The 25,988-nt window shown below is 41.4% G+C and carries 27 protein-coding genes; 8 read left to right on the forward strand and 19 right to left on the reverse strand.

Translation table 11 applies throughout. The annotated features are described in order from the left end of the window. Window positions 1–6: 6 nt before the first annotated feature. Together N7U62_RS21220 and N7U62_RS21225 are read left to right on the forward strand one after the other, a co-directional pair. Window positions 7–576 (forward strand): hypothetical protein, encoded by a 570-nt coding sequence (locus N7U62_RS21220; RefSeq protein WP_264140122.1) that lies wholly within the window; start codon window positions 7–9, stop codon window positions 574–576. A gap of 279 nt (window positions 577–855) precedes the next feature. Further along, window positions 856–1,302, forward strand: a complete 447-nt coding sequence (locus tag N7U62_RS21225; protein ID WP_264140123.1) for a hypothetical protein — start codon at window positions 856–858, stop codon at window positions 1,300–1,302. Window positions 1,303–1,415: 113 nt separating this feature from the next. Here the strand turns inward: N7U62_RS21225 and N7U62_RS21230 are convergent, their stop codons facing one another. The 6 genes from N7U62_RS21230 to N7U62_RS21255 all read right to left on the reverse strand — a co-directional run bounded on the left by N7U62_RS21230 (window position 1,416) and on the right by N7U62_RS21255 (window position 9,446). After that, a complete protein-coding gene (locus N7U62_RS21230; protein WP_264140124.1) occupies window positions 1,416–2,075 on the reverse strand; it encodes a DUF4230 domain-containing protein in 660 nt (219 codons plus the stop codon). 57 nt (window positions 2,076–2,132) lie between these two features. Beyond that, window positions 2,133–3,446, reverse strand: a complete 1,314-nt coding sequence (locus tag N7U62_RS21235) for a sodium:solute symporter family protein (protein ID WP_264140125.1) — start codon at window positions 3,444–3,446, stop codon at window positions 2,133–2,135. A 144-nt stretch (window positions 3,447–3,590) separates the two neighbouring features. Next, complete coding sequence (locus N7U62_RS21240; protein WP_264140126.1) at window positions 3,591–4,133, reverse strand: TerB family tellurite resistance protein; 543 nt, start codon at window positions 4,131–4,133, stop codon at window positions 3,591–3,593. A gap of 52 nt (window positions 4,134–4,185) precedes the next feature. Further along, complete coding sequence (locus N7U62_RS21245; RefSeq protein ID WP_264140127.1) at window positions 4,186–7,161, reverse strand: caspase family protein; 2,976 nt, start codon at window positions 7,159–7,161, stop codon at window positions 4,186–4,188. A gap of 26 nt (window positions 7,162–7,187) precedes the next feature. Further along, entirely contained in the window at window positions 7,188–8,714 is a 1,527-nt protein-coding gene (locus N7U62_RS21250) for a DUF4384 domain-containing protein (protein WP_264140128.1), read from the reverse strand. A gap of 75 nt (window positions 8,715–8,789) precedes the next feature. Beyond that, entirely contained in the window at window positions 8,790–9,446 is a 657-nt protein-coding gene (locus N7U62_RS21255) for a hypothetical protein (RefSeq protein ID WP_264140129.1), read from the reverse strand. Between the two features lie 174 nt (window positions 9,447–9,620). Here N7U62_RS21255 and N7U62_RS21260 point away from each other — a divergent pair, with 174 nt between their 5' ends. Together N7U62_RS21260 and N7U62_RS21265 are read left to right on the forward strand one after the other, a co-directional pair. Further along, complete coding sequence (locus tag N7U62_RS21260) at window positions 9,621–10,640, forward strand: RluA family pseudouridine synthase (RefSeq protein ID WP_264140456.1); 1,020 nt, start codon at window positions 9,621–9,623, stop codon at window positions 10,638–10,640. Further along, a complete protein-coding gene (locus tag N7U62_RS21265; RefSeq protein ID WP_264140130.1) occupies window positions 10,640–11,884 on the forward strand; it encodes a lysophospholipid acyltransferase family protein in 1,245 nt (414 codons plus the stop codon). Before N7U62_RS21260 ends, N7U62_RS21265 begins: the two co-directional genes overlap by 1 nt. On the opposite strand, the gene prmC is transcribed toward N7U62_RS21265, so the two are convergent. Next, window positions 11,881–12,735, reverse strand: coding sequence for a peptide chain release factor N(5)-glutamine methyltransferase (gene prmC / locus N7U62_RS21270; RefSeq protein WP_264140131.1), 855 nt, complete (start codon window positions 12,733–12,735; stop codon window positions 11,881–11,883). The genes N7U62_RS21265 and prmC overlap by 4 nt on opposite strands. On the opposite strand from prmC, the gene ribD reads away from it, so the two are divergent. After that, the gene (gene ribD / locus N7U62_RS21275) at window positions 12,734–13,807 is read left to right on the forward strand and encodes a bifunctional diaminohydroxyphosphoribosylaminopyrimidine deaminase/5-amino-6-(5-phosphoribosylamino)uracil reductase RibD (RefSeq protein ID WP_264140132.1); all 1,074 of its coding nucleotides are present in this window, start codon (window positions 12,734–12,736) and stop codon (window positions 13,805–13,807) included. The genes prmC and ribD overlap by 2 nt on opposite strands. Here ribD and N7U62_RS21280 read toward each other — a convergent pair whose 3' ends face one another. From N7U62_RS21280 to N7U62_RS21295, 4 genes are all read right to left on the reverse strand, one after another. Next, window positions 13,808–14,140 (reverse strand): type II toxin-antitoxin system PemK/MazF family toxin, encoded by a 333-nt coding sequence (locus N7U62_RS21280; RefSeq protein WP_264140133.1) that lies wholly within the window; start codon window positions 14,138–14,140, stop codon window positions 13,808–13,810. Continuing rightward, complete coding sequence (locus tag N7U62_RS21285) at window positions 14,127–14,375, reverse strand: ribbon-helix-helix domain-containing protein (protein WP_264140134.1); 249 nt, start codon at window positions 14,373–14,375, stop codon at window positions 14,127–14,129. Before N7U62_RS21285 ends, N7U62_RS21280 begins: the two co-directional genes overlap by 14 nt. A 122-nt stretch (window positions 14,376–14,497) precedes the next feature. Next, window positions 14,498–16,852 (reverse strand): ribonucleoside-diphosphate reductase subunit alpha, encoded by a 2,355-nt coding sequence (locus N7U62_RS21290; RefSeq protein ID WP_264140135.1) that lies wholly within the window; start codon window positions 16,850–16,852, stop codon window positions 14,498–14,500. A gap of 32 nt (window positions 16,853–16,884) precedes the next feature. Next, a complete protein-coding gene (locus N7U62_RS21295) occupies window positions 16,885–17,874 on the reverse strand; it encodes a ribonucleoside-diphosphate reductase small subunit (RefSeq protein ID WP_264140137.1) in 990 nt (329 codons plus the stop codon). A gap of 458 nt (window positions 17,875–18,332) precedes the next feature. Here N7U62_RS21295 and rplU point away from each other — a divergent pair, with 458 nt between their 5' ends. Then, on the forward strand, window positions 18,333–18,641 hold the full coding sequence (rplU, locus tag N7U62_RS21300) for a 50S ribosomal protein L21 (protein WP_264140139.1): 309 nt from the start codon (window positions 18,333–18,335) through the stop codon (window positions 18,639–18,641). A 9-nt stretch (window positions 18,642–18,650) separates the two neighbouring features. After that, on the forward strand, window positions 18,651–18,911 hold the full coding sequence (gene rpmA / locus N7U62_RS21305; RefSeq protein WP_264140140.1) for a 50S ribosomal protein L27: 261 nt from the start codon (window positions 18,651–18,653) through the stop codon (window positions 18,909–18,911). Window positions 18,912–18,986: 75 nt separating this feature from the next. On the opposite strand, the gene N7U62_RS21310 is transcribed toward rpmA, so the two are convergent. Next, window positions 18,987–19,904 carry a hypothetical protein gene (locus N7U62_RS21310; RefSeq protein WP_264140141.1) on the reverse strand — a complete coding sequence of 306 codons (918 nt, stop codon included), beginning with the start codon at window positions 19,902–19,904 and terminating at the stop codon, window positions 18,987–18,989. A 256-nt stretch (window positions 19,905–20,160) separates the two neighbouring features. Between N7U62_RS21310 and N7U62_RS21315 the strand changes: the two genes are divergently transcribed. Next, a complete protein-coding gene (locus N7U62_RS21315) occupies window positions 20,161–21,162 on the forward strand; it encodes a tetratricopeptide repeat protein (protein ID WP_264140142.1) in 1,002 nt (333 codons plus the stop codon). Here the strand turns inward: N7U62_RS21315 and N7U62_RS21320 are convergent. The 7 genes from N7U62_RS21320 to N7U62_RS21350 are packed head-to-tail and all read right to left on the reverse strand — an operon-like array spanning window position 21,159 to window position 25,981. Further along, window positions 21,159–22,250, reverse strand: a complete 1,092-nt coding sequence (locus N7U62_RS21320) for a ferredoxin--NADP reductase (protein WP_264140143.1) — start codon at window positions 22,248–22,250, stop codon at window positions 21,159–21,161. The genes N7U62_RS21315 and N7U62_RS21320 overlap by 4 nt on opposite strands. Before the next feature lie 57 nt (window positions 22,251–22,307). Further along, complete coding sequence (locus tag N7U62_RS21325) at window positions 22,308–22,445, reverse strand: FeoB-associated Cys-rich membrane protein (protein ID WP_264140144.1); 138 nt, start codon at window positions 22,443–22,445, stop codon at window positions 22,308–22,310. Window positions 22,446–22,452: 7 nt separating this feature from the next. Continuing rightward, a complete protein-coding gene (locus N7U62_RS21330; protein ID WP_264140145.1) occupies window positions 22,453–23,241 on the reverse strand; it encodes an inositol monophosphatase family protein in 789 nt (262 codons plus the stop codon). Further along, window positions 23,238–23,915 carry a 16S rRNA (cytidine(1402)-2'-O)-methyltransferase gene (gene rsmI, locus N7U62_RS21335; RefSeq protein ID WP_264140146.1) on the reverse strand — a complete coding sequence of 226 codons (678 nt, stop codon included), beginning with the start codon at window positions 23,913–23,915 and terminating at the stop codon, window positions 23,238–23,240. The genes N7U62_RS21330 and rsmI overlap by 4 nt, the downstream gene beginning before the upstream one ends. 6 nt (window positions 23,916–23,921) lie before the next feature. Continuing rightward, window positions 23,922–24,149 (reverse strand): 4a-hydroxytetrahydrobiopterin dehydratase, encoded by a 228-nt coding sequence (locus N7U62_RS21340; protein WP_264140147.1) that lies wholly within the window; start codon window positions 24,147–24,149, stop codon window positions 23,922–23,924. A gap of 12 nt (window positions 24,150–24,161) precedes the next feature. Further along, the gene (locus tag N7U62_RS21345) at window positions 24,162–25,481 is read right to left on the reverse strand and encodes a TRAP transporter large permease (protein WP_264140148.1); all 1,320 of its coding nucleotides are present in this window, start codon (window positions 25,479–25,481) and stop codon (window positions 24,162–24,164) included. After that, window positions 25,478–25,981: a TRAP transporter small permease subunit gene (locus N7U62_RS21350; RefSeq protein ID WP_264140149.1), complete on the reverse strand. Its 504-nt coding sequence runs from the start codon at window positions 25,979–25,981 to the stop codon at window positions 25,478–25,480. The genes N7U62_RS21345 and N7U62_RS21350 overlap by 4 nt, the downstream gene beginning before the upstream one ends. Window positions 25,982–25,988: the final 7 nt, after the last annotated feature.

Consider the following 25,988-nt stretch of genomic DNA (forward strand, 5'->3'; position numbering starts at 1 on the left):
TCCCATATGAAAAAGTTAAGCCTGTGTTTGTCCTTTGTTTTAGTGTCCCTATTGTCTTTTGCTCAGTCTGAGCATGGCTATACCATAGAAGGGGAGGGAAAAAAAAGAAATTCCAAAAATGTAGACACGGATTGGACTGAAAATTTCTTTCTGGGAGGAGGAATCAGTGGATTGTATTTTAATCAAAACGAAACTGTTTTTGGATTTGCTGTAAACGGTGGATATAGATGGTCTGAGCGATTCATTACAGGTGTTAGTATGGGGTATTATTATCACGGGTTTAAGAACCCTGATTTCCATTATAATATATATTCTCCCCAGTTATTTGCACAATATCGAATCTATGGGCCCATCAATGCTATGGCGCTTTATGAATACAATTTTTTGAAGAGCAGTATTGGAGATAAGTTCTCCTATGATGGACTGTTTTTAGGTGGTTCGTACAATCAAAGCATAGGCAGCAATGGGGTGGTCAGTATCTTTGTACTGTACAATGTACTCTATGATGAGTTTGATCAAGAAAGTGGTTACAGCTCTCCTCTATATTATGGTATGAACTTCATGTTTGGTTTTTGATTACCAGTACCTGTTTCTTATTCTTTCCTTTCTAATTCTACTATAGAATAGTATAAGTAGGCTCATTAGTTCTATCTATTTCATGTGGAGACATTTAATTTTTACCTAAGAATAGGAGAGAGAGAGAATGGGTGATGAAAAAAATCAAGGGATTTATTGTGTTAATTATCAGTGGCTTAGTCTGTTTTAGCTTGTTTGTTTCCGAATGAATGCTTGTGAATCTTTTCATTTTTGGCACAATGATTGGAAGATTCGGGTTAGAACCAAATTATTAGAGCTATGATGGTACACAAGACAAAACTATTTATCGCGAGTATGATGATCACCCTTTTGGCAGTCGCTCCTGCAATGGCACAGAAGCATCATCATAAATGTAAGCACCATTGTGACCGACCTAAAAAAGTGAAGTACTGCGGGCCACCATCGTGGGCACCTGCTCATGGTCACCGAGCACAGGTCAACCAGCATAGACACATTTACTATCCTGAACATGATGTATACTATGACACGCAAAAAGAAGTGTACATCTATGTAGATCGAGGAGGATGGAGAGTGAGTGCTCGTTTGCCTTTGCCACTTCGCAGGATGCACATCGAATCTAGTACCCAGGTAGTATTGGATACACAGACTGAGTGGCCACAGCGATACAACGAGACGCACCGAAGACAATATAGACCAACTAGAACGGCATCTTATGGTCGTAGGACTTATTACAGAAACTACTGATCCTGCACGATGGGTTAGGAGTCAAAAACAGCATATAACCGCTTTCCGAGAGGAAGGCGGTTTTTTTGTTATATAAAGTTCAAAGTTTTTTTATGGAGTATAACACATGGTAATCAGTCGGTGGCAGGAGAAATCTGGATACCAGACAGTCGATCGAAGATGAATACAATGGGCTGCTGGGCCACACTTTGAAATAGAGGAGTGAGGATGCGGTGGGCATTGTCTTCAGTCTGAACGAGGATGCCCATTTTTAAGGCTGAATCTTTGATGTTGCTTTCGGCCTCCTTGTAAAGCCGCTCCATAAATGCTTTTCTGTCTTCACGATTCATGTAGTCGATCTGCAAGTCGTAGATACGGGAGTTTTTCAGATCTAGTTTGAAGTAGCACAGCTCGGGTTTTGGTAGGCGAATGAAAATGGTATCCTCCCTGTATACAATATCTTTTTCCGTTACCAGAGTAAGGTCGATGCAGCCAACCGCTTCTCCCTGGGAGATCAATACGGCCTTTGAATCGGGCACAGGTTTGTATTTGAAGAGGCCCAGATCGATACTTTCCACCACATTTTTAATCTCAGTGACTTCCTGGAAATTGTAACGGGTCAGTTCAATTTTACCCATTTGTTCCACTTGACTCAGCAGGGTAGATACACGTGTTTCCTGAACCGCCTCACTGTTATCACTAAAGAATTTTTCTTCCACTACCATCCACGATAGGATAAGCAAGAGTAGCAACCATGGAAGAATTTGCAGAATCGTTCGGATCAATCGTGTCATGATCGGAAATTACAATATTTATTTGGGAATAGGAGGAAGGGGCAAAAGCTTTCCAAATCAGTTGTCTATTGATACCTCCTTTTTCGTTCGGTAAAACAAACCCAATAGCGACCCCACTAATACTAGAATGGCCAGCGTAGGCTTTGCCCCAAAGATAATAAGCCCGATGACCAGGCCAGCCACTCCACCAAGGGCACTTCCGATGAATCGCCCTTTGTTTTTATTGCCCTTGATTACATAGATCATGGCAACAGCCATTGTCATTCGGAGGGCTCCTCCGACGATGGTGATATCCACAATACTTCTCCAGAAATAAGTCACCACAAAAGCCAGAAGCACTGTAAGCACTGTGGCGATTCTGACACCTTTCACTTTCTGATCAGGAGCTATTGATATGCTGGTATGAGAAGCCACCGCAAAGATGGCACTGTCGGCGGTGCTCATGAGCCCTGCGAAGAATAAAACAAGTAAAAGAGGGATCCAGCTGGCTTCCATGATATGCTGAGCCGCATAGACAAAGACCATATCTGGGTCCAAAGTGCTGTCTTGCCGATAGACATACAGACCAAGTAGTAAGAGCAGAAAGGCAATCAATAAAACGGGTACTATGGCCAAACCCATACCACGTTTCAGTGAGCGCTCGTCTTTGGCAGCATAGCACAGCTGGTAGCGATCCGCCAGTCCAAATACAGAAAGCCCACCATAGAGCATCAGTCCGATGATGCTGCCGATGCTCACTTTTTCGCTGGTAGTGGTGTTGATCAGTTCGTGCCCTTGTCCCTGAACGATTCCATAGACCAGTAGCCCTAAAAAGAATAGTATGATGATGGCTTGAACTACATCAGTGAGTACCACGGCTTTGTATCCGGAAGCCAGGACATAGGCGAGGACTACTCCTGAGGTAATCAGCAAGGCTACTTCGTACGAGAATAATTGGAAGTAGGAAATGACTTTAGCTCCGCCGGCCAGTGAAAGGAGTATCCAGAAGAACTGAACTGCCGTAGTGATGCCATTGGTTAGCCAGGCGGTTTGGACAGAACCCGTGGTATGGGCTGGCAGATCCCCTTGCGTATAAAATTTTCCAATGGTCGACATTCGAAGGATTCGAGGAGAGGCCCAGAGGGCAAAGAGGAGGTAGCCGATCACTGCTCCTAACAGTAGTCCGAACATGCCCGGTCCAAATTTGTAGGCATAGCCGGTATAGCTAATGAGTGTGCTGACCCCTATGGCTCCAGCGAATTTGGAGAAAAGAATGGTCCAACTGCCGCGATCACGTCCACCTATTAGATAGTCTTCCTGATTAGAAGAACGGGAAAGGTAGAGGGACAATCCAATGATAAAGACAACATAAATGAGTAGGTAGATATACATAGCAGTCGATTTTCAACGAGCGTGAAAATACAACGACTGTAATGATATTATCAAATTAAGTTGGGCATAAAAAAAGCATCTGGTTTTACCAGATGCTTTTCTATATTTTGAGACTTTTTTGGACTCGTATCAAGCCGCCTTTATTTACTTCATTTTGTCTTTTACCGTATCTGTGATGTCCTGCACATCGCTCACATCAAAGACAGGCATCTCTGTGAGCTTGGCATAGTTGGCATAGAGCTCCTTGAAATAGATATCTGTGAAGCGATCTTTGTCAATGAACTGAGGGCCTACAACGGGGAATTTTTCTAAAATTTTATCATTTGTAAGTTTGAGTAACACCCTAAGGATTTTTAAGAAGTTTACTTCTTCAGGCTTGATGGAATCATCAGCTTGCACTGTTTTAATGGCTGATTCAAGAAGTAGAAGTTCTTGCTCTTCGTCCATTTCAATTCTTTTTACTCGCTTGAAATAGTCATCAAAAAAATCGATTCCACGTCTGTTGACGTGATCGATTAACTCGGCTAATTCATCTTCAATGTTTAGGTCTCCAAAAAGTTTGTCACTTGCGTTTTCCTTGATCAAGGCTACTTCGTCTTGAGAAATATGTGTATCGCATATCATGAATGCGAATACTGTTTGAAGCAAAAGTCTTTGGAATTCGGTGGGGATTGATTGATTTGTCATGCTCTTATCTTGGTATTTGGTCGAATTAGTTCAATTTAACAAATAATGAATATTATTTGACCTTTGCCAGTGACAATCTGCTGATTGAACTTGGCTTTTGAGTAGTCGGATGCTGTCTTCCTCCAGTCAGTTCTTGTACTCGTTCGGATAGATAGTAATCCAATTCGCGAAGGTAGATGATTCCGTCTTTTTTCACATCGGCTTTTCCTTCTTGAAGCCCTTCTATGAGTGATAGAGTAAAAGCACCATGGCCCCAATCTGGATGCTCAAGAGAGTATTCATAGCCCGTAGCAGCAGCCATAATCACTACTCCATACTCTTTGCCAGACAATTCACGAACTGCTTCTGTGTTGCTTAGGCTTTTTTGTCCCATGTTGTTGCCTAGTTGGCCACTATGACAAGTATCTATGAACAAAACTACTCGCGCAGACATGTTGCCTACCAGATCAGAGAAGTCTCTCCAGTCGATGCAGGATATTCTTGGGTTACGTGCATCACCATCGTGGGGTACTATGTAGAAGTTGTCTTCTACATTCATGCCATGTGTGGCAATGAATATGATCACGAAATCGTCGACTGTCGTATACTCTTCCAGGCGCTGGAAGGTTTTTAGGATTTTTGCTCTCGTGGCATTCTCGTTAGTCAGCTTCAAACTAGTGACACCACTGAACATTTTGTCCTTTTGACCTTTGAAAAGTTCATCAATCGCATCGGCATCATCATCGGCATATCTAAGGTCCAAACTGGAATCGGCAAATTCAGAAACACCGATCGATACCATATAGAGATTACTCTTTTTAACTTTAGTTTCGACCGGATCTAAAGTGAGGGTGGTATTGTCCCTGTTGCCCGCATAGCTTGGAACGTAAGTTTCTGCTGGCTCCTCGGCAGGCTCCTCATAGGTTTCTACTTCCGTTTCTTCTACTTCTGAAGTTTTTTCTCCCTGATCTTCTTCAATACTCTCAAAAGCAATCATTCTCTCCCCAGATAGTACTTTGGACTGTTCGTCCACTGCAAACACAGTAAAGGCGTAGCTTTGATTTGTTCCTTCTGGAAGCTCTACATCCAATTCAATTTTTTCCGCATAGCCATCTCCGGAAATAGACAAATCAGATTCGTGATAGATAGGTCTACCGTCTGCCAAAAGCTTCAATTGGCTTACAGGAGAGTGGGATTGAATAGTGAAAGAGACAGAAGTTTTATTTCCTTTTACGATCAGGTTAGGTTCTGTAATCCATTTGATGACGGGTGGATCGATTTTCTCGGCTGGTTTGTCCGTAAGGTTCAATTGAGAAGCAACTGCATCATATGACTTTAAATCCAAAATAGCCTTGATTACATCCGGCCTATGATAAAAGGTGCTGAAGGCAGATACATCGTGAAATTCTGCAAGGGAATTTCGCCCCATGTTGATGTGCCAGCCTATGTATTTTTCTCCTCCGGCAGATGCTTCATAAAAACCCTGTGGAGTCCAAATTACCCATTCGTTGTCTGATGCAACAAAAAGAGTAACCAGATTTTCTCCAGTCTGATTGTTCCATATTTTGATGGTCTGATCGTTGCTTGCGGATAGCAGTAGGTTCTCTGATGCGAAATCAGTTAATGCCCAAACTTCTCCTTCATGACCATCAAAAGAACCAAGTAAACTTCCATCAGTTTTAAATTTTTTCAAGGAATAGGTTGAACCTATGGCAATAGCCTGACCATCATTGAGGTAAGTGAAGCTTCTAAGATCACCATCTTTTTGTTCATCCAAATTGATCGTTCTACCTCCAGCTAATAGGGAAGAAGAGGAGGATTTTTCCAAAGTCATGCCCCCTTTTGACAGAGTGGCTGTGTGAAACTCGGTTAAGGATTCAGGCGTTTGATTCAGAAGAAGTTCATCAAGATCAAATACCTTTTCTAATTTGACATCATCTAATAAACCTGTTAGGTTACTTTGACTGAAGGCAATTTCATTGCTTGCTTCATTCACACCGATTCCAAATACACTTTTTCCTTTACCTACTAAGTTTCTTTCGAGCGTCCCGGATTTGGTTTCCCAGATTAATATATTCTTATCATCGCCACCTGCAGAAGCTACATAATTTCCTTGCTTTCCTTCGAATTGGGCGAATGAAGCACTGGTGATCGCACTGACTGCATTGGTGTGGTAATCAAATTTAGAAATTGGGCTTTGTGTGCTCAGGCTATAGACCAGACCAACTCGGCCCATGGCAGTCAGGTATTGACCATCGGCAGATCCCTCCAGTACATTGACCGCTCCAGGTAATTCATCAAATGCCCCCATGAATTTGCCTTCTTCGGTCCATTTGATGATCTGACCATCCTCACCTGCAGAGTAAAGATTGCCACCGACATAACATACATCTCGAATCGCATCCGAGTGTACTTTGAATTTGCTGGATGCACTGCCACTTGTGGCCCAGGTTCTAATATATCCATCCACATCGCCTGCAGCAATATTGGCTCCATTTTCGCTGATATCAATGGCACTGACTATAGATGGAATACCGCTGATGGTTTTGATTTTAGAAGGTGCTCGTGGCGAGGTGATGTCCCAAACGATAATGGATTGGTCAGCAGCTACACTGATGAGCTTAGAACCATCTTTGGAGACTACCATGTCCAGAACTACATTAGAATGCCCCTTGAATGGAGTAATTAATTTTTCGTTGATCAAATCCAATACTCTGATCTCTCCAATTTTTTCTCCCTCTCCATTTTCGTGATCGAAATAACCACCCAAAAACAAGTAATGCTGGTCCTTAGAAAGAGCAGCAGCATAGATCCTACCATTCACTCCTCCTTCAGTTTCGAATCGGTAGGTTTTGGCCAGTGTACCACTGGCTACATCCCAAACTCTAACCGTTTTGTCTTCAGATACAGAAAGTAATTTTTGGCCATTCTCAATAAATTCTAAATCGTGAATCAAACCTGCGTGCCCTTGATTGTCGATGCTTAATTGTTGTGCATTGGCTTGAGTCAAGAAACACGTAAGTGTAATTACAGTCAGTAAGATTCTCATAAGTTCTAGTATTGTAGTTTTTGGAATTACCTACTCATGGTAGTGATGTTGAGCCGAGCTTCTGCTTTTAACTCTTCAGTTTTTCGAGATACTTTGAAGCCTCTTGTTTTTTGAATGATAGCTTCTGCATCTTCCTGGATAAACTTATATCCATATTGTTCTTTAGTAGCTAGTGGAGGGAAAGGCTCGCTTTGAGCATTGAGTTGCAAGATTTCGAACCCAAAGGGTTGCGTACATTCGAATATTTCTGGCAGCTGGTAGGCTTTATTGACATACTCACGACCCAGGTAATAATCATCAAGCAACAAAACTTTACTGCCATCTGCCAGGTGATAGATGAACCTGATGTAGCATTCCTTGTTCGCCTTGATGAATAGCTTCAATTCTTCTCCTTCTGTGTAGATGAGGTTGTCTTTTCCTTTGTTGGTGAATACTTCTACTTTCAGTCCGCCACCTGTGATTTCATTTTTGGCAAACTGCTTCATGCTCACCAGCGCATCTTCATAGTTTTCCGGCTTATAGGCAACTTGTAGATCGTCGAGGGCTTGTGTGGATAGATAGCATTCAGCACTTGCGACTGCCACAGAGTTTTTTTGCTCTCTTGTAAGCGTACTGATTTTTAGCTTTCCTGGTTCTTCCCAGTAGGTTCCGTTCAGAATCAAAGCATCTTGATCCTGGCTTCCTTCTGTAGCTACTTTGAATCCTTGCTGAATTAGTTTTTGCTGAAGACTGGAAGTCATTCTTCTGGAGAATGGACTAGTCATTGGGGTATCTTCAAAAGTGAAGTTGTTGATGCGAATGATTTTGTCTACCTCACCAATGGTGAGTTTCAACGAGTGAGCAATGGCAAACGCTGCATCATCAATACTGCTTTGTTCAGTGCTTCTGAGTTCACTTAATTCCTTATCTATGTTGACCTTGTGTCTGTTGAACAAGTCACGTTTTACTGCTGGGTGATTATAGTCTCCAGTCAATGTGATGAGCATGGTGATGTTTTGCTCAATGTTTTTTAGTGTGGTTTGCATTTCGTAAAGGCCTTTCAGCGCTTTGTCTTTTTCACCACTGTTTAGTTGGTTTTGAATGATGGCAAATTTGGTATTGACCTGATCGAAGTACTGGTTCGTCTCATTGCTGTACTGATTGATCACGTCATCTTTCTTAGCATAGGCAAATGCATAACCTACCTTTTTTCTTTTGTCATAGAAGGTTTCAAATTTCATCCCAGCAATACTCGCATTACTTACTGAGGTGCTGCTTCGTTTGAAATCTTCATGAGTATTGGCATTTACATTATGAATGTTAAGTGTGCTGATACTTTGAATATCAACCAAAATACTTTCTACCAATTGGTCCTGACTATATCCCTTCAGTCTATTGAGTAGATCGGCTTCAGGTTCTTCGTTTAAGTTGCGTTCGGACATAAACCCAATGAGGTATTCTGATTGGGGGTAATTGGCATTTCTGTATACAAAATTAGTCCAGGCAGGTGCTTGTCCTAATGCAACGAATAGTGGCAGTAGTATGAAAGAAATAGTAATAAAATGGGTTTTCATCTTGAGCAATTTAAAAAGGAGGGGAAAACACCCGTTTTCCCCTCGATTGATATTAAGGTCTTCGGTTTGATCTTTTTAGAAGTTCATCAACTTATCCAGTTTTTCTCTGGTTACGTTGGTTTTGTCTTCTAGCTCTTGCTGAATCACTTCTTTGGCAGCTTGCTTTGCCAATTCCTGGCTATAAGCCACTCTGATTTGACATTCGTAGTTTTTGTCTTGCTTTCTGTACAGTTCAGTCAAAGGAATTACTCTTGCCAATTTCTGAGAGATTACTTCAGTAGAAGCAGAAACAGTTTGCTGGATAGTAGCAGCATCTTCAGCACTTAATTGCTCTGTAGAGATATTTGTCTCTATCAAAGAAGCGATGCTCGAGCTAATTCTACCTGCCAGGTCTTGCTTAGCGATAGTCGAAGCTTGTAGCTTGGCAGCTGACTGTGTTCCTGCCAGGGCACTACCTGATCCCACAAAGTATGCAGGGAAACCATAGTCGTCTACTTCTGCTTCTTTCATCCATGCTCTTTCGATTTGTTTGTCTAAAGGCATCGTGCCTGGCTGTGTATACCAGTCATCTTTTTCAATTCTTTTCGCTTCTTTTCTAGCATCTTTGATTGCTTTGTCTTTTAGCTCTTTTTTTAGGGCTTTTATGTCTTTTTTGTCCTGCTGTGCTTCTGCGGAAAATACAATAAGGCATGCAAATAGCAGGCTTAAAAGAGATAGGTTTCTAGTTTTCATGATATTTTGATTTAAAGCATTATTTAATGGTTCCAAGATAGATGCAAAGGCACCATATTCAAAAATAATTCGATGAATTAAACATCCCCACCGTTGACCATCATATTTTAATAGAGGAACACTATAAACAAAAAATACATCAATTAAAGATTGGAAAAGTTAAATTTGCCGGCAATGGAAGAAGTGTACGAAGAAGGAGAATTGCATGAACACTACCGAATTGTGGTAGATCCGAAACAGGATTTGCTTCGTTTGGACAAGTTTCTCATGGATAAACTGCCCAATATTACCCGAAACAAACTGCAAGAGTTAATCAAGGATGGTTTTGTAAAGGTGAATGAGGCTAAAGTTAAGCCGAACTATAAAGTCCATCCGGAGGATGTGGTTTTGGTGGAGCTGCCGGAACCCCCGAGAGATACGGAAGTAGTACCAGAAGAGATTCCTTTGAATATCGTATATGAGGACGAGCATCTGCTGGTAGTCAATAAGGAGGCCGGTATGGTTGTCCACCCTGCTCATCAGAATTGGTCGGGCACACTGGTCAATGCCCTGACCTGGCATTTCCAGAATTTACCAACCATGCCTGACAATGATGGCCGACCTGGGTTGGTTCATCGAATCGATAAGGATACATCGGGACTGCTAGTGATTGCCAAAACAGAACTAGCTATGAATAGCCTGGCCAAGCAGTTTTTTGATCACAGCATCGAGCGAACCTATTATGCGTTGGTTTGGGGAGAACCAGAAGAAGAAAAAGGAACGATCAATGTGAATCTGGGTAGAAGCCTGAAGGACCGAAGAGTTACAGCCCCTTTTCCAGAGGGGGATTTTGGTAGAACCGCTATTACACATTACGAGGTGCTGAAGAACCTGCGCTATGTTTCTTTGATCAAGTGCAATCTGGAAACGGGAAGAACCCATCAGATTCGTGCGCATCTCAAATATTTGGGGCATCCCTTGTTTAATGATGCTACCTATGGCGGAGATCGAATTATCAAAGGGACAACCTTTACAAAATACAAACAATTTGTCGATAATTGCTTTAAGATAATTCCTCGGCAGGCACTACACGCCAAATCACTTGGCTTTGTACATCCCGCCACTAAAGAATTTGTTCAATTTGATTCTGAATTGCCTTCCGATTTTCAGTCAGTGATTGAAAAATGGGAGAACTATGTTAATACTGTTGACTAATGCAAATATTTAGGTATCTATGGTACTACTCCTTTTGGTTATACGTTCGTACCTGTCTTCATTTTTATTATAAGAGAATTAAAGTAGTTGGGTACGACAAGGTGCCCAAAGGAGTGCCCATCATTTTTGGAGCGAATCATCAAAATGCTTTGGTGGATCCACTGCTGATGACTACACATATTTATCAAATGACGCATTACCTGGTAAGGGCAGATGTGTTTAAGAATCCCATCGTTAGACGTTTCCTGAATTCTCTAAACCTGATGCCAGTCTATCGTGCGCGCGATGGGGTGAATTCTATCAAGGCAAACCAGCAGATATTTAAAGCTTGCTTTGATGCTTTTAAGGTAGGGGAGTCTTTGATGCTTTTTCCAGAAGGTACACATGATGATCGATGGGTAGAGAAACCCATGAAGAAAGGAATCGCAAGAATAGCACTTGGAGGTCTGAGCCAGCCAGATTCTGTAAAGGAGCTTTACATAGTACCTATCGGATTGACTTATTCAGGAATGAAGAGCTTTAGGTCGTCTATGGTGCTGCACTATGGCGAGCCCATCAAAGTGGAAAAGCAGGAGGAGATTGCAGAAAATATAGATCGACTGAAAAATCAATTTGAGTCATCACTCAAGCACTATCACGCGGCATTGCCCGAAAAAGGCTATGATTACTTAGAGAAAGTGTTTTTTCATAATCAGGACGGAAAGACACTGATAGAAGACTACCAGACGATCAATGAACAGTCGCGAATCATAGATGAGCGAGCCACCGATGAAGAAAAGCAAGAAATTCTGACCTTATCAAAAGAATTGGAAAAGGGAGGGTTGAAATTTCCGTTTCCTAAAAGGAAGTCTCCAATTTTGAATGCGCTTTTTGCAGCTTTATTGAGTCCATTGGCATTGGTGGGGTTCATCCTCAATCTTCCCATTTTATTTGTGCCATGGAAGATCATGAAAGGGATCAAAGACAAGGTATTTGTCGATACGATCTATTTTGGTGTAGGACTGGTAGGTTTTCCCACTCTTTGGTTGATTTATGCAGGCATTGCCTATAGTCAGACGTCTATGTGGCAATATGCCTTAGGTGCTTTAATTGCATCACCCCTGTCTTTGTTGGCTTTTGGTCGCTTTCGCTATGAATGGGATATCTATCAGCGCAATGCTGCATTCAATCGTTCAGAGCAATTGAAACAGACTTACGATAAGTTTCTGAAAAGTATAGAGCATCTCAAAGCTTACACCTCTTAAATCAACTGTGCAGAAGCAAAACGGTCTTTTTGATTAAGGTCTTGATGAATTGTGACATGCTGGTACCCGAGTTCGGTCAATAGGTCAGCAGTGGCTTTGCCATATTGCTCATTGATTTCAAAGAAAAGATACCCTTGCTTTTTTAAGCTATTCTTGGCCTTTTGGGCAATGACTTCATAAAAAAGTAAAGGGTGTTTGTCTTCAACAAAAAGGGCCAGATGAGGTTCGAATTCTAAAACATTTGAATGCATGGCTTCTTTTTCTGAATCTAAAACATAAGGTGGGTTACTTACGATGATGTCGAAGTAATCAAGCGGTAAGGATTCAATCAAAATATTTAATTGTCGAAATTCAATCTTACAGTTAAGTCGTGAAGCATTGCTTTGTGCAACTTCTAAAGCCCCCTTGCTAATATCGAAGGCCAATACCTGGGCAGTGTCGATTTCATGGTAGAGCGTGCAGGGAATGCAGCCTGAGCCTGTCCCTACATCGGCAAGGGTGACTTGATTCCATGGCTGGGTTTCTTTGATCAACTGGATCAATGACTCGGTTTCCTGGCGAGGTATTAGTACCTCTTGATTCACTTTGAATTTGCGGCCATAAAAATCTGACTCACCTATTATGTATTGTATGGGTTCGTGTTTAAGCAGGCGGTTTTCATAGTCATTGAGGTCTTTTAGCTTATCGGAATCGATAGTAGTTGAGCGATTGATAATGTAGCTAGTCGTATTCCATTCAAATAGGTGCTCTAGGGCTATTTTAGCAATGGCTTCCGCTTCATTTTGATCATAAATAGATTGTAGTTGGGAGGATAGCTTTTCCAGAGCACTTTTGGGAAATACTTGAGTCATGGGGACAAAAATATGGAAAGAAAACTATCTTTATCTCATGGATCATCCGACAGATTTGACTTACATGCGCCGTGCCCTGGAGCTGGCTTCTATTGGTTCGAAGGACGCTAGTCCTAACCCCATGGTGGGCTGTGTAATAGTGCATAATGGGAAGATAATAGGTGAGGGCTGGCATCAGAAATATGGAGGTCCACATGCAGAAGTCAATGCTGTTGCTAGTGTTGAAGATCAATCCTTGTTGTCAGAGTCTACCGTTTATGTTACCCTTGAGCCCTGTGCTCATCATGGTAAAACACCGCCATGTGCAGACTTATTAGTGGAGCATAAAGTCAAGAAAGTGGTGATTGCCAATGAAGACCCTTTTCCATTGGTCAATGGAGGAGGAATAGAAAAACTCAAAGCTGCCGGTATCGAAGTACAGATAGGTCCCCAAAATAAGGATGGGCTAAATCTGAATAGGCGATTTTTTCATGTTCAAAAAAAGAGGAGGCCATTTGTGGTTTTGAAGTGGGCACAAACCGCAGATGGCTATGTGGCACGCGAAAATTACGATTCCAAATGGATCAGTAACGCATACTCTAGAAAACTTGTGCACAAATGGAGGGCGGAGGAAGATGCCATTTTGGTAGGCAAAAATACTGTCAAATATGATGATCCAGCGCTGACTGTTCGTGGATGGGAAGGAGACCATCCTTTACGTGTCTTTATCGACAGGAATCTGGAACTGCCTAATGAGTTGAAGCTGAAGGACGGAGCGCTACCTACGATTTGCTACAATCTTAAAAAGTCGGAGACTTTAGATAATTTGGAGTATGTCAAATTGCCCAAAATTGACTTTATGAAATCTTTGTTAGAGGATTTATTTAGAAGAAAAGTTCAATCTGTATTGGTCGAAGGCGGGAGTGCAATCCTTCATGATGTGATTGATTCACGATTATGGGATGAGGCTAGAATATTTATTTCGGAGAATGAATTTAGAGTTGGTATCCCTGCACCGAGATTAATCGGAAATCAAATTTCCACTCAAAATATAGAAGGAGATAAGCTGATGGTTTTTAAGCCTTATGCATGATCAATATCTGAGTATGTCATCGAGACATCTTTTAACTTGGTTGATTTGATCATTTTCAATTTTGCCGATTTTCTTTTTTAGTCTCGTTTTGGATACAGACCGAATGTGAAAAGTTAATATTTCGGATTGTGTGGTTAGCCCATTTTGTTCATTCGGTTCTAAAACCACATTCCCTTTATAGTTTTTGACTTGAGTAGTCAATGGGCATACGATAACCACTTGTAGATGTTGGTTGAGTAGATTACCACTAATGATGACCGCTGGTCTTCTACCTGATTGTTTACTTCCCTTAGTTGGATCAAGATACAGCTCCCATATTTCACCCTGGTGCATTTGAGTCGGATAGATTCGATAAATAGTCCACCATACCTTCTTCTGCGATCATCATGATGTCCTCATCCTGACCTGCTAGCTTGTATGACTTAGTATATTCTGCTCGGTTGATTTGATCAAGATAGAGGTCTAATGCTCTTTCTATCAACTTGTTTTTTGGAAGCTTCAATTTTTGAGCTGTATCGTTCAAACGATCCAAAAGAGCAGAAGGTAATGAGGATGTAAAAGTCGTCATAACTGTATATTTATGCTTTGTAAATATACGAGATTTTACAGAGCTTGTTGATTTAAAGCTATAAAAAAAGCCTCTAACCAGTTAATGGTCAGAGGCTTTGGTCTTTTTATGTAGTACTGCGATTAACTACCGCATCCAACACATTCGAAATCTGAATTGGCTTGACCTTCTCTATCAGTAAGCGCAGCTGCTTCAGATACTTTGTTCGAATCTTTCTTTACAGTGAACTTAATCGCGTCTGCGGCTGCCTTCGTTCTCAGGTAATACATCCCCGTTTTCAGACCTTTTTCCCATGCATAGAAGTGCATAGAGGTCATTTTTCCGAAGTTAGGCTCTTGCAGGTGAATGTTCAAACTCTGGCTTTGGCAGATGAATGCACCTCTATCTGCAGACATGTCAATGATTGCCTTCTGAGAGATTTCCCAAACCGTCTTGTAGATTTCTTTGATCTCTTGTGGTATCTCAGCGATGTTTTGAATAGAACCATTGGCTTCCATGATTCTGTTTTTCATGCTGTCATCCCAAAGATTTAATTCGATCAAATCTTTCATCAAATGCTTATTCACTACAGTGAACTCTCCAGACAATACTCTTCTCAAATACATGTTGGAAGTATAAGGCTCGAAACATTCATTGTTTCCAAGGATTTGAGAAGTAGAAGCGGTAGGCATTGGAGCCAATAAGAGAGAGTTTCTTACCCCGTGTTTCTTTACCTCTTGCTTCAATGATGTCCAATCCCAACGATCTGTTGGAGTCACATTCCACATGTCATATTGGAATATTCCCTTAGATACTGGAGAACCTTTGAAAGTTTCGTATGGTCCATCCACTTTAGCCAAATCTTTCGAAGCAGTCATAGATGCAAAGTAGATCGTTTCGAAGATCTCTTTGTTCAATTTTCTTGCTTCTGGAGAGTCGAATGGCATTCTCAACTTCATGAAAGTATCAGCCAAGCCCTGTACTCCAATACCGATTGGTCTGTGTCTCATGTTTGAGTTTTTCGCCTCTGGTATTGGGTAGTAATTGATGTCAATTACTTTGTTCAGGTTCTTAGTGATCACATAGGTGATATCATAAAGCTTCTGATGATCAAATTCATTAGTTTCTTCATCGATATACATCGGCAGTGCAATAGAGGCCAAGTTACAAACAGCCACTTCGTCTGGAGACGTATACTCAATAATCTCAGTACATAGGTTACTAGATTTAATAGTACCCAGGTTCTTCTGATTTGATTTTTTGTTAGCAGAATCCTTGAACAGCATATATGGCGTACCCGTCTCGATTTGAGATTCAAGGATTTCAAACCAAAGGTCTTGAGCCTTTACGGTTTTTCTTCCTCTTCCTTCAGACTCATACTTAGTATATAGCTTTTCGAATTCTTCGCCATGTACTTCAGCAAGACCAGGGCATTCGTTTGGACACATGAGCGTCCAATCGCCATTTTCTTTTACTCTTTGCATGAAAAGGTCAGGAGTCCAAAGCGCATAGAACAAGTCTCTTGCTCTTAGCTCTTCCTTACCATGATTCTTTTTCAAATCCAAGAAGTCAAATATGTCGGCATGCCATGGCTCAAGGTAGATCGCGAAGCTTCCCTTTCTTTTTCCCCCTCCTTGATCTACGTATCTGGCAGTCATGTCAAAGTTTCTCAACATTGGCACGATTCCATTAGATACTCCGTTAGTTCCTTTGATGTATGACCCTGTCGCTCTTACATTGTGAATGCTCAATCCTATTCCCCCTGCAGATTGTGAAATTTTAGCAGTTTGCTTCAGTGTGTCATATATCCCGTCTATACTATCATCCTTCATTGTGAGTAGGAAGCATGAAGAAAGCTGTGGTTTTGGCGTACCTGCATTGAATAATGTAGGTGTCGCGTGTGTAAACCATCTTTCAGATAGAAGGTTATAAGTTTGAATGGCTGACTTGATGTCTTCTTTATGAATACCAACAGCTACTCTCATGAGCATGTGCTGTGGTCTTTCTACGATCTGACCATCTAGTCTCATCAAATAGGATCTCTCCAGTGTTTTGAATCCGAAATAGTCATATCCGAAATCTCTATCATAAATGATAGATGAGTCCAGTAATGCAGCGTTTTCTTTAATGATACCATATACGTCCTTAGCGATGAGAGAAGCGTTCTCTCCAGTTTTAGGATCGATGTAGGTATACAGTCTCTTCATCGTATTAGAGAAGGACTTGCTTGTTGTCTTGTGTAGGTTAGATATTGCAATTCTAGCAGCTAGCTTAGCAAAATCTGGGTGAATGGTTGTCATTGAAGCTGCAGTTTCAGCAGCCAGGTTGTCCAACTCTACGGTTGTTACTCCATCATAGATACCATTGATTACCTTTTTGGCAATGTCAATAGGTTCGATAAACGAAGTGTTGAGACCATAGCAGAGTTTTTCGATACGGGCGGTCACTTTGTCGAATTTCACGGATTCGCGGCGACCATCTCTTTTCATTACTAACATAGGGCGATAGGGAATAAGGGGTTATCTAATAATTAAAAATCTTCATCTAAACTAAACTTCGGTGAATCGTCATTTTTCTCATTCATGACGCCCGCTTTCTGATATTCGGCCACTCTCTTCTCAAAGAAGTTTGTTTTGCCTTGGAGAGAAATCATCTCCATAAAATCAAACGGGTTTTCTGCATTATATACTTTGTCGCACCCCAGCTCCATGAGCAATCGGTCTGCAACAAACTCTATGTACTGACACATCAACTCTGCATTCATACCGATCAATTTTACCGGGATAGCGTCAGTTACAAATTCTTTTTCAATAGTCACCGCATCGCAGATGATCTCCTGTACAGTTTCTTCTGATAGTTTATTAACCAAATGATTGTTGTAAAGCAGGCATGCGAAATCACAGTGAAGACCTTCGTCTCTTGAGATCAATTCGTTGGAGAATGTCAGTCCTGGCATCAGGCCTCTTTTCTTTAACCAGAAAATAGAGCAGAAACTACCAGAGAAGAAAATCCCTTCTACAGCAGCAAAAGCAATTAATCTTTCAGCAAATGATCCATTATCAATCCATCTAAGTGCCCAATCAGCTTTCTTGCCTACGCAAGGGATGGTTTCGACAGCATGGAATAATTTATCTTTTTCTTTTGCATCCTTTACATAAGTGTCGATAAGTAAAGAATACGTTTCAGAGTGAATGTTTTCAATTGCGATTTGAAAACCGTAGAAAAATTTGGCTTCTGTATATTGTACCTCAGAAACGAAGTTTTCCGCCAAATTTTCATTGACGATCCCATCACTTGCTGCAAAAAAGGCCAACACATGTGTGATAAAATGCCTTTCCCCATCATTTAGGTTGTTCCAGTCTTTGAGGTCTTGACTTAGATCGATTTCCTCTGCTGTCCAAAAACTAGCTTCTGCCTTTTTATAGAACTGCCAGATGTCATTCTTTTCAATTGGGAAAAGAACAAAGCGATCCTTATTTTCTTTTAAGATAGGTTCGTTTTCAATGTTTTGATTTGCCATTACTCTTTTCTTGCTCTCTCTTTTTTTGTTGTTTAAAACTAGCTCCCTAGAATCAAAACAAACTAAAGCATTTTCCGGCCCATTCTTATGGATCGGTAAATGAATAGTTGGTGACTGTATACTTTTCTAAAGGGTGACCTGATCTATTGGTATGAGTAGTCCTTTGATCAAGCGGTACAAATATGAAAAAAACGCCTCAAAAAATCAATGTTGTGAAGGTGTCCGAGACCCTAAAATGGGATGTCTTGAAAATTTCTTTAACTGTCTGATAGGCAGTGTGATTAAGGGTGTTTTTTAATAATCACTTTACCTTAAAACGGGCGTTTTGGAGGGGTCGAAAAAAGTGAAAAAAAAATAATTTTTTTTATTCGGTGAAATTGCTATTGTCTGGCTTGGCTTTAAGTCTATATAATGTTAGTTTTGCACTCCAATTTTTTATAAGGCATATTTAATACATTATGTACGCAATAGTAGAGATAGCAGGAAAGCAGTTCAAAGTAACGCAAGACCAATTCGTCTACGCTCCAGGTTTGGAGGGCGAAGAGGGCGCTTCCGTAGAGTTTGACAATGTATTGTTAGTGGATAACGATGGCAAGGTCAAAGTAGGTACCCCAACTGTAAAGGGTGCGAAAGTAACAGGTAAAATCCTTTCTCAGGAGAAAGACGATAAAGTGATCGTTTTCAAAAAGAAGAGAAGAAAAGGATATAAGAAGAAAAATGGTCACAGACAGCCTTTGACCAAAGTATTGATAGAGACGATTAAATAATAATATACCATGGCACATAAGAAAGGAGCAGGTAGTTCTAAAAACGGAAGAGAGTCGCATAGTAAACGACTTGGAGTTAAGATCTTTGGCGGTGAGAAAATCGTAGCAGGTAACATCATCGTAAGACAAAGAGGAACCAAGCACCACCCAGGTGAAAACGTAGGGATGGGTAAAGACCATACTTTGTTTGCACTGAGTGACGGTGTAGTGGAATTCAAAAAAGGAAGACAAAACAGATCTTACGTATCTGTAGTGACTGCTGAGGCTTAATCCTGAGTAGTATATATCAAAAAGGCCGATCAGATATTCTGGTCGGCCTTTTTGTGTTTCCTATCATTTCGAAGGTTAATGCTTTTCTTCCAGCTTCTGAAAGCTGAATTCTTTTAAGAATTTTTGAGCTTCTTGTAGATTTTGGAATTCATATTTTTTAATATCTCCCTCACTGCTGTGAATATCGATTTTTACAAAGACCACTCGTTTGTTCCCTTTTAGATCAACGAAGCGAGTGTTTTCATTCACTTGAAAATCCTGCTCTGTTTTCTTAGCAGAGATTTTAACTGTTTTTCTTTTGATGCGTTTGCAATAGGAGCATTTGTAGTGCTTGATCAATTCTCCATCTTCGGTGTCTTTGACCTCTTTGGTTATTTCTTCTTTTTCTAGTTTAAGTGTCTGGAAACCACAGCGGTCACACTGCATGGCGCTGAGTCTGCCTTCGTACTTTTCTATTTGGGTATATCCAGTCTCTACGTCGATCCATACGTCGTAATCGACCGAAAAAACATCTTCCTCAGCTTGCATCCCTTCATCTAGATATACATCTTCCTCTTCTTCGCTGAGTAGCTTCATTTCATTACCAGTTTCAGGATTGGTGCGTGGAGTGTAGCGATACTTTTTCAGCCTTTTGGCTTGAACACTCGGGTAATAGTACTTGAGCATGAGAAAAGCAATGTATCCATATAACACTCCCAGACATATGGAAATAAAGAAGCGGATAAAAAACCAAACGAAACTGAGTAAAACAGCTTCCTGTTTATAGGTGTTGGCAATAAAAAAAACTCCTAAAGCAATTAGACTGTGTGTTAAGAAGAGGATTTTAAATTCTAATTTGCTTACAAAATCATGCTTAGCCTTAAGGCTTTTTTTTGCGCCTAATATTATTTTGTAAAAAATGTAAATGAGAATGCCTAGCCCTACCGATGAAGGGGCTAAAATGAACATGATCTTTTGCCATTCGGTGATAAAGTTGATTAAGCCTTCGCTCATGGTTTAGATTTTTTTGGTTATTTGTCTTTTTGTTTCAGTCACTTAGGAATAAATATATGAGAGATTACGTTATAGTAGAACCAATACTCTAAAAATCTCCGTTTATATATGATTTCGGCCTTTGGTTGATTGTCTAGTCACAAGGGTTAATTTAGGTCATATCATATATTTGTACCGACACGAGACTTGATTAAACTTTTCAGGTTTCAAAACCTAAACTATATTACGATTGACACCAACTAATGAATTTTTAATAATGAAAAAAGTTACTACATATCTGTTCTTAATTATGATTGTCTTCCAATCTTGTCTCAAGATTGAAAGTGCGGATAGTGGTGATTCCGATAATTCAAATGAGTTTTTAAGTGATACAGAGGCTGTTTCGGCAGACTCAAATAAGATCGTGTCTTTAACGGGTAAGATGTTAGATGCCCCAGATATGGATCGTTGGACTAAGCTGAAGTTTGAAGAGAAACTGGAAGAGGCCTACACTGACTATCAGCAATATCCAGATAGTTTGGAAGTGATTGCCTGGTATGGACGAAGACTTTCGCATTTATACCGTTATCACGCATCTATTCAGGTTTTTACCGAGGGGTTGAAAAAGTTTCCTGATTCATTTGAGCTATATCGGCATAGAGGTCATAGGTATTTGACCATTCGTCAAGTGGATCATGCTATAGATGATCTGGAAAAGGCCGCCTTTTACATGAGAAACGAACCTGTGGAAATTGAAGAGCCTTCTATTCCAAACTCCCGAAATGTACCCAGAAGTTCAATTCAATTCAATGTCTGGTATCATTTGGGCCTGTCATACTATATCAAAGGGAATTTTGATAAAGCCGTTTCTGCCTATAAGAAATGCCTGTCACTGGCAAATAATCATGATATGTTGGTGTCAGTTACGCATTGGTTATACATTACCTATCATAAGATTGGTAATGTTGACGCTGCTGAAAATTTGCTAGCACCCATAGAAGAAAAAATGAATGTGATTGAGAATTTTCAGTATCACAAACTGCTATTACTCTACAAAGGACTGCTGAAACCCACTGAACTTTATGATGAATCTACTACAGATGGGTCAGTTAATCAGTTGACACTCGGATATGGAGTAGGTAGCTGGTATTACAACAATGGTTCTAAAGACAAAGCGCTACAAACCTTTAACAAAATGTTAGAAAGCCCATATTGGCAGGCTTTTGGATATTTGGCAGCCGAAATGGAGATTGCTAGTAGGAGCGCAATCGCGGGTTAACCCACTTCAACTTCGATTCCTTCGGATGCTGCATGACCTACACAGAGCAGAACATATCCCTGTGCCTTTTCTCCATCAGTCAGTCCATCTGCATTTTCATTTTCGACTTCTCCGCTTACTACTTTTGCTCTACAGGCAGTACATAGTCCGCTTTGGCAAGAATACGGCATGTCGATTCCTGCATCCAGACCCGCTTCTAAAATAGGAGTGCCTGCAGGTACAAGAACTTCATGTGTTTCGCCATCCAAATTAATTTTTACAGTTTGATCACTCGATGCATCTGAAGCAGCGGCAGGTTCTGTTGTATTAGTAGGGGTGAAACTTTCTTTATGAAAGTGATCCATGTTGATGCTCAAAGACTCTAAAGTCTCTGTGACAATGTTCATCATCGGCTCAGGACCACAGGTCATGTAATGGACAGTAGAAAACGTCTCATCTTTTGTCTTGTCAAGCGATTCTTTGATCGCATCATAAGTCATGTAACCCGTGTAGCCAGACCAATCTGCAGGTGCATTTTCCAGGAAATGGATGACTTCTAATCTCTCACCAAATTCTGATTGCAATTCTTCTAACTTGGATTTGAATATGATCGATTTTTCATCACGATTGGCATAGAGTAAGGTGACTTTACTTTCTGCTTCAGTTTTTAGGACGGTTTTAGTGATAGACATCAAAGGAGTGATACCACTACCTCCTCCAAAAAGGTATAGATGCTTTTTGATTTCAGGTTTGATCTCGATCACAAAGGAGCCCATAGGCGCCATGACTTCAATTGTCTTGCCGGCCTCAAAGTTGGTGTTGACATGGTTGGACATCAGGCCGTTTTCGACACGTTTGACGGTTACTGTAGGGTTTTCCTGTAAAGCAGGGCTACTGCTCAGTGAGTAGGCACGTCTTACTTTCTTGCCATCGATCGTGTCGATCAAAGTCAAGTATTGTCCTGGCTGATACTGAATCGGTCCAGATTCGGGTTCTTCAAAAACAATACTCACTGCATCATCTGTCTCTTTCACCACTTCTTTGATAGTGAGCTGAAGGTTAGTAGAATCAATAGTGTTTTTTTTCTTCTTTTTGAATAATCCGAACATAATGAATTGTTTTTACCAGCCGCAAAAGTAAGCACACGCGACCATATTTCAAGTGATTTATTGTTGTTGTGCTTCTCCGCAGTTGTTACAGCCTTTGGCACAGCCTGTATCCTTAGGTGATTTGAAAAGATACCTTCTGGCGATGTAGCCTATGGCGGCCAAAAATAATAGAATGACAAGGATATTCTGAATCATAATGCAATTACCAATACTTTTTGATTACGTCCAAAAACTCTGCATGGATGTGTCCTGCGGCGACTATTTCTCTTTTGAAAAGAAAATCTTTTCCGCCTGAAAAATTGGTGACAGTTCCGCCAGCTTCCTGTACGATGAGTGCTCCGGCAGCTACGTCATATGGCTTCAAGTCGTATTCGAAAAACCCTTCGTAGCGCCCCATTGCAGTATACACCAAATCCACGGCTGCACTTCCCATTCGTCTGAGTCCATGGGATTCTTTCATCAAATCTTTAAGTGCTGCCAGGTAGGCATCCATTTTATCAAAATTGGTATAGGGGAAACCGGTTGCAATTAAACTTTCTGAGATCGTCCTGGCCTTTGATATTTCTATTTTCTTGTCGTTGCAGTAGGCACCTCCACCCAAATAGGCATGGAAGCAGTCGTAGTGATTGATATCGAAGACCACTCCTACTAAAAGTACTTCTCCTTTGGCCAGTGCAATACTGGTAGAATAGCTGGGAAGGCCGTGGATGAAATTGGTGGTGCCGTCAAGTGGGTCTATGATCCATTTGAGTTCTTTGTCTTCCTCTTCAGCCACCGTGTTTTCTTCGGTGATGAAACCGGCTTCTGGCAATATCTTTTTTAGCCCTTCTACAATTCTTCTTTCAGATTCTTTGTCGACATAGCTCACCAGGTCATTTTTTCCTTTGTGTTCTATTCTCTCACTGTCAAAGCTTCTACTTTCTGTTCTGATGAATTCTCCTACCTGGATGGATAGTTTGACTACCTCTTCTGTGATGTGTGCTAAATTCATTTTCCTGCTACTACTACTACGATTTCTCCTTTGATTTTCCTGTCTCCAAAATGAGCGATGAGTTCTTCTAGTGAACCTCTGGCTGTTTCTTCATGCAACTTAGATATCTCTCTACTGACTGATGCCTGACGGTCGGCTCCAAAATGCTCTGCAAATTGCCCCAATGCCTTGACAAGACGATGCGGAGATTCATAAAAGATCATGGTTCTACTTTCTTCTTCGAGTGACTCGAGTCGGGTTTTTCGGCCTTTTTTCTGTGGTAAAAAACCCTCGAAGGTAAACTTGTCCGAGGGAAGACCCGAATTGACCAGAGCGGGAACAAAAGCAGTTGCGCCAGGAAGGCATTCTACTTTCAGATCCTCTTGTATGCATGCACGAACCAATAGGAATCCCGGGTCGCTAATGGCGGGTGTTCCTGCGTCTGAAATCAAGGCCATTTTCTGTCCTTGTTTCATGCTGTCGGTCAGTTGCTCGATCAGTTTGTGCTCGTTATGAATGTGGTAGCTTTTGAGCGGTTTTTTGATCTCAAAATGCTTCAAAAGCACACCGGAGGTGCGTGTGTCTTCTGCCAAAATCACGTCCACACTTTTGAGGGTCTCCAGGGCCCTGAGGGTGATGTCCTGCAAATTGCCGATAGGAGTGGGGACGAGATAAAGCGAAGATTCCAGATTCATAAGAGGCTATAATTCATCGATGGCATCAGCCAATGCCCGATCCTTGTCTGTGATCACATCTCCAGCGTCATGCGTGCTGAGTTTGATCGTGACTTTGTTGTAGACATTGCTCCATTCTGGATGGTGATCCATCTTTTCTGCAACAATAGCGACTTTGGTCATGAAGCCAAAAGCCTCTGTAAAGTTTTTGAAGGTGAATATCTTGACTAGTTTGTTTTCTTCTTCGTACCACATAGGATTAAGTGTTTAGTTGTTCAAATTTGGGAGAAATGAGACAATCTCCGGAAAGACGATGACCATTATCAATAAAATTACTTGAATTATAACAAAGGGCACAATTCCTCTGTACAATTGGCTGGTTTTGATCTCTGGCGGAGCGACCCCCTTGAGATAGAATAGCGCAAAGCCAAAGGGTGGAGTGAGAAATGAGGTCTGTAGATTAAGTGCAATCAATATGCCTATCCATACCAAATCGATACCCATGGCCGAAAATATCGGGGCGGCTACTGGTACGATGATAAAGATGATTTCGATAAAATCGATGAAGAAGCCTGCGACAAAAACAACCAACAACACTACGATCAAAAACATATTAGGCGACAGGCCAGCCTGAGTGATCATGTCTGCCAATATTTTGTCTCCCCCCATGGCTCGAAATACCAAAGAAAAAGAAGTAGCGCCTACCAGGATCATGAAAACCATACAAGTCAGGAAAGTCGTGTCTCTCATGACCTCTTTCACAATCCCAAAGTTCAATTTTTTCTGAAGTGCCGTCAGTCCTATGGCTCCCAATGCACCCACAGCAGCAGCTTCGGTAGGGGAAGCTATACCTGTGAAGATGGATCCCAATACCAGCAGGATCAGTGCAAAGGGCAGAACGAAAGCATGAATGATTCTTTTCCAAGCCCCTTCTGACCAAAAGTGATCACTTTCTTCCTGTGTGATGCCGGGTGCAGATTTTGGGTTGAGTTGGGCCTTGATTACGATGTAGAGAATATACATCACCACTAGTAATATGCCTGGGATCAATGCTGCGGTAAATAAATCACCGACTGAAACATTGAGAACGCTACCCAGCAAAACCAGCACTACCGAAGGAGGGATAATTTGACCAAGAGTCCCGCTGGAGGCAATGGTGCCAGTGGCTAGTTCAGGAGAATACCCTTTCTTCAGCATCGTAGGCAAGCTGATCAGACCCATGGTGATGACGGTCGCGCCGACGATCCCCGTCGAGGCGGCCAGCATGCCTCCAACGATCACTACGGAGATAGCCAATCCACCTTTTAATCTCCCGAATAGATGCGACATGGTTTCCAAAAGGCTTTCTGCCAGCCCGGACTTTTCCAGCATGATGCCCATGAATACAAACAGCGGGACTGCCACCAGTACAAAATTGTGCATGGTGCCGTAGATTCGAAGAGATAGCAGGTAAAAGAAGTCCAAATCATAGATAATGACACCTGCTAGCACGGAAAGCCCACCAAGCGTGAAAGCCACGGGGTAGCCAAAAAGGATCAGTACAAAAACAAGCGCAAATAGGAGTAGTGGTAGGTAGTCGCTGATCATGAGTGCTTTTTCAGGATTTGAGAGAGGGAAAATAGTGTCAATGAGATGGCTTGAATGAGTAAAAGAATTGCGCCAATTGGGATGGTAGATTTTACCAGAAATCTATGCGGAAGCCCTCCCGGTTCAGCGCTGGACTCGGATATTTGCCATGCATCTATGACGAATGGGATTGAGGTCCAGATGATGACCAGACAAAAGGGAATGAGAAAGATTACAGTGCCTATGAAATTGACCCAGCCTTTTTGCGATTCAGAAAACTGCGAATAGAACAGGTCTACCCGGACATGCTTGTCGTGACGGAGTGTGTAGGCTGCTCCTAGTAGGAACAAAGCCGCAAACAGATGCCATTCTAATTCCTGATTAGCAGAGCTGGTCCAATTGAATAGATACCGCAGCGCCACGTCCACACCGATAAGTAAAACGAGAGCCAAACTGAGATATGAAACAGCACGGCCGCTCAGATCAGTGAACCGATCGATTGTAGTAATCGCTTTCTTCATGTCGGAA

This window comes from Reichenbachiella ulvae (assembly GCF_025833875.1).
Taxonomy (GTDB): Bacteria; Bacteroidota; Bacteroidia; order Cytophagales; family Cyclobacteriaceae; genus Reichenbachiella; species Reichenbachiella ulvae.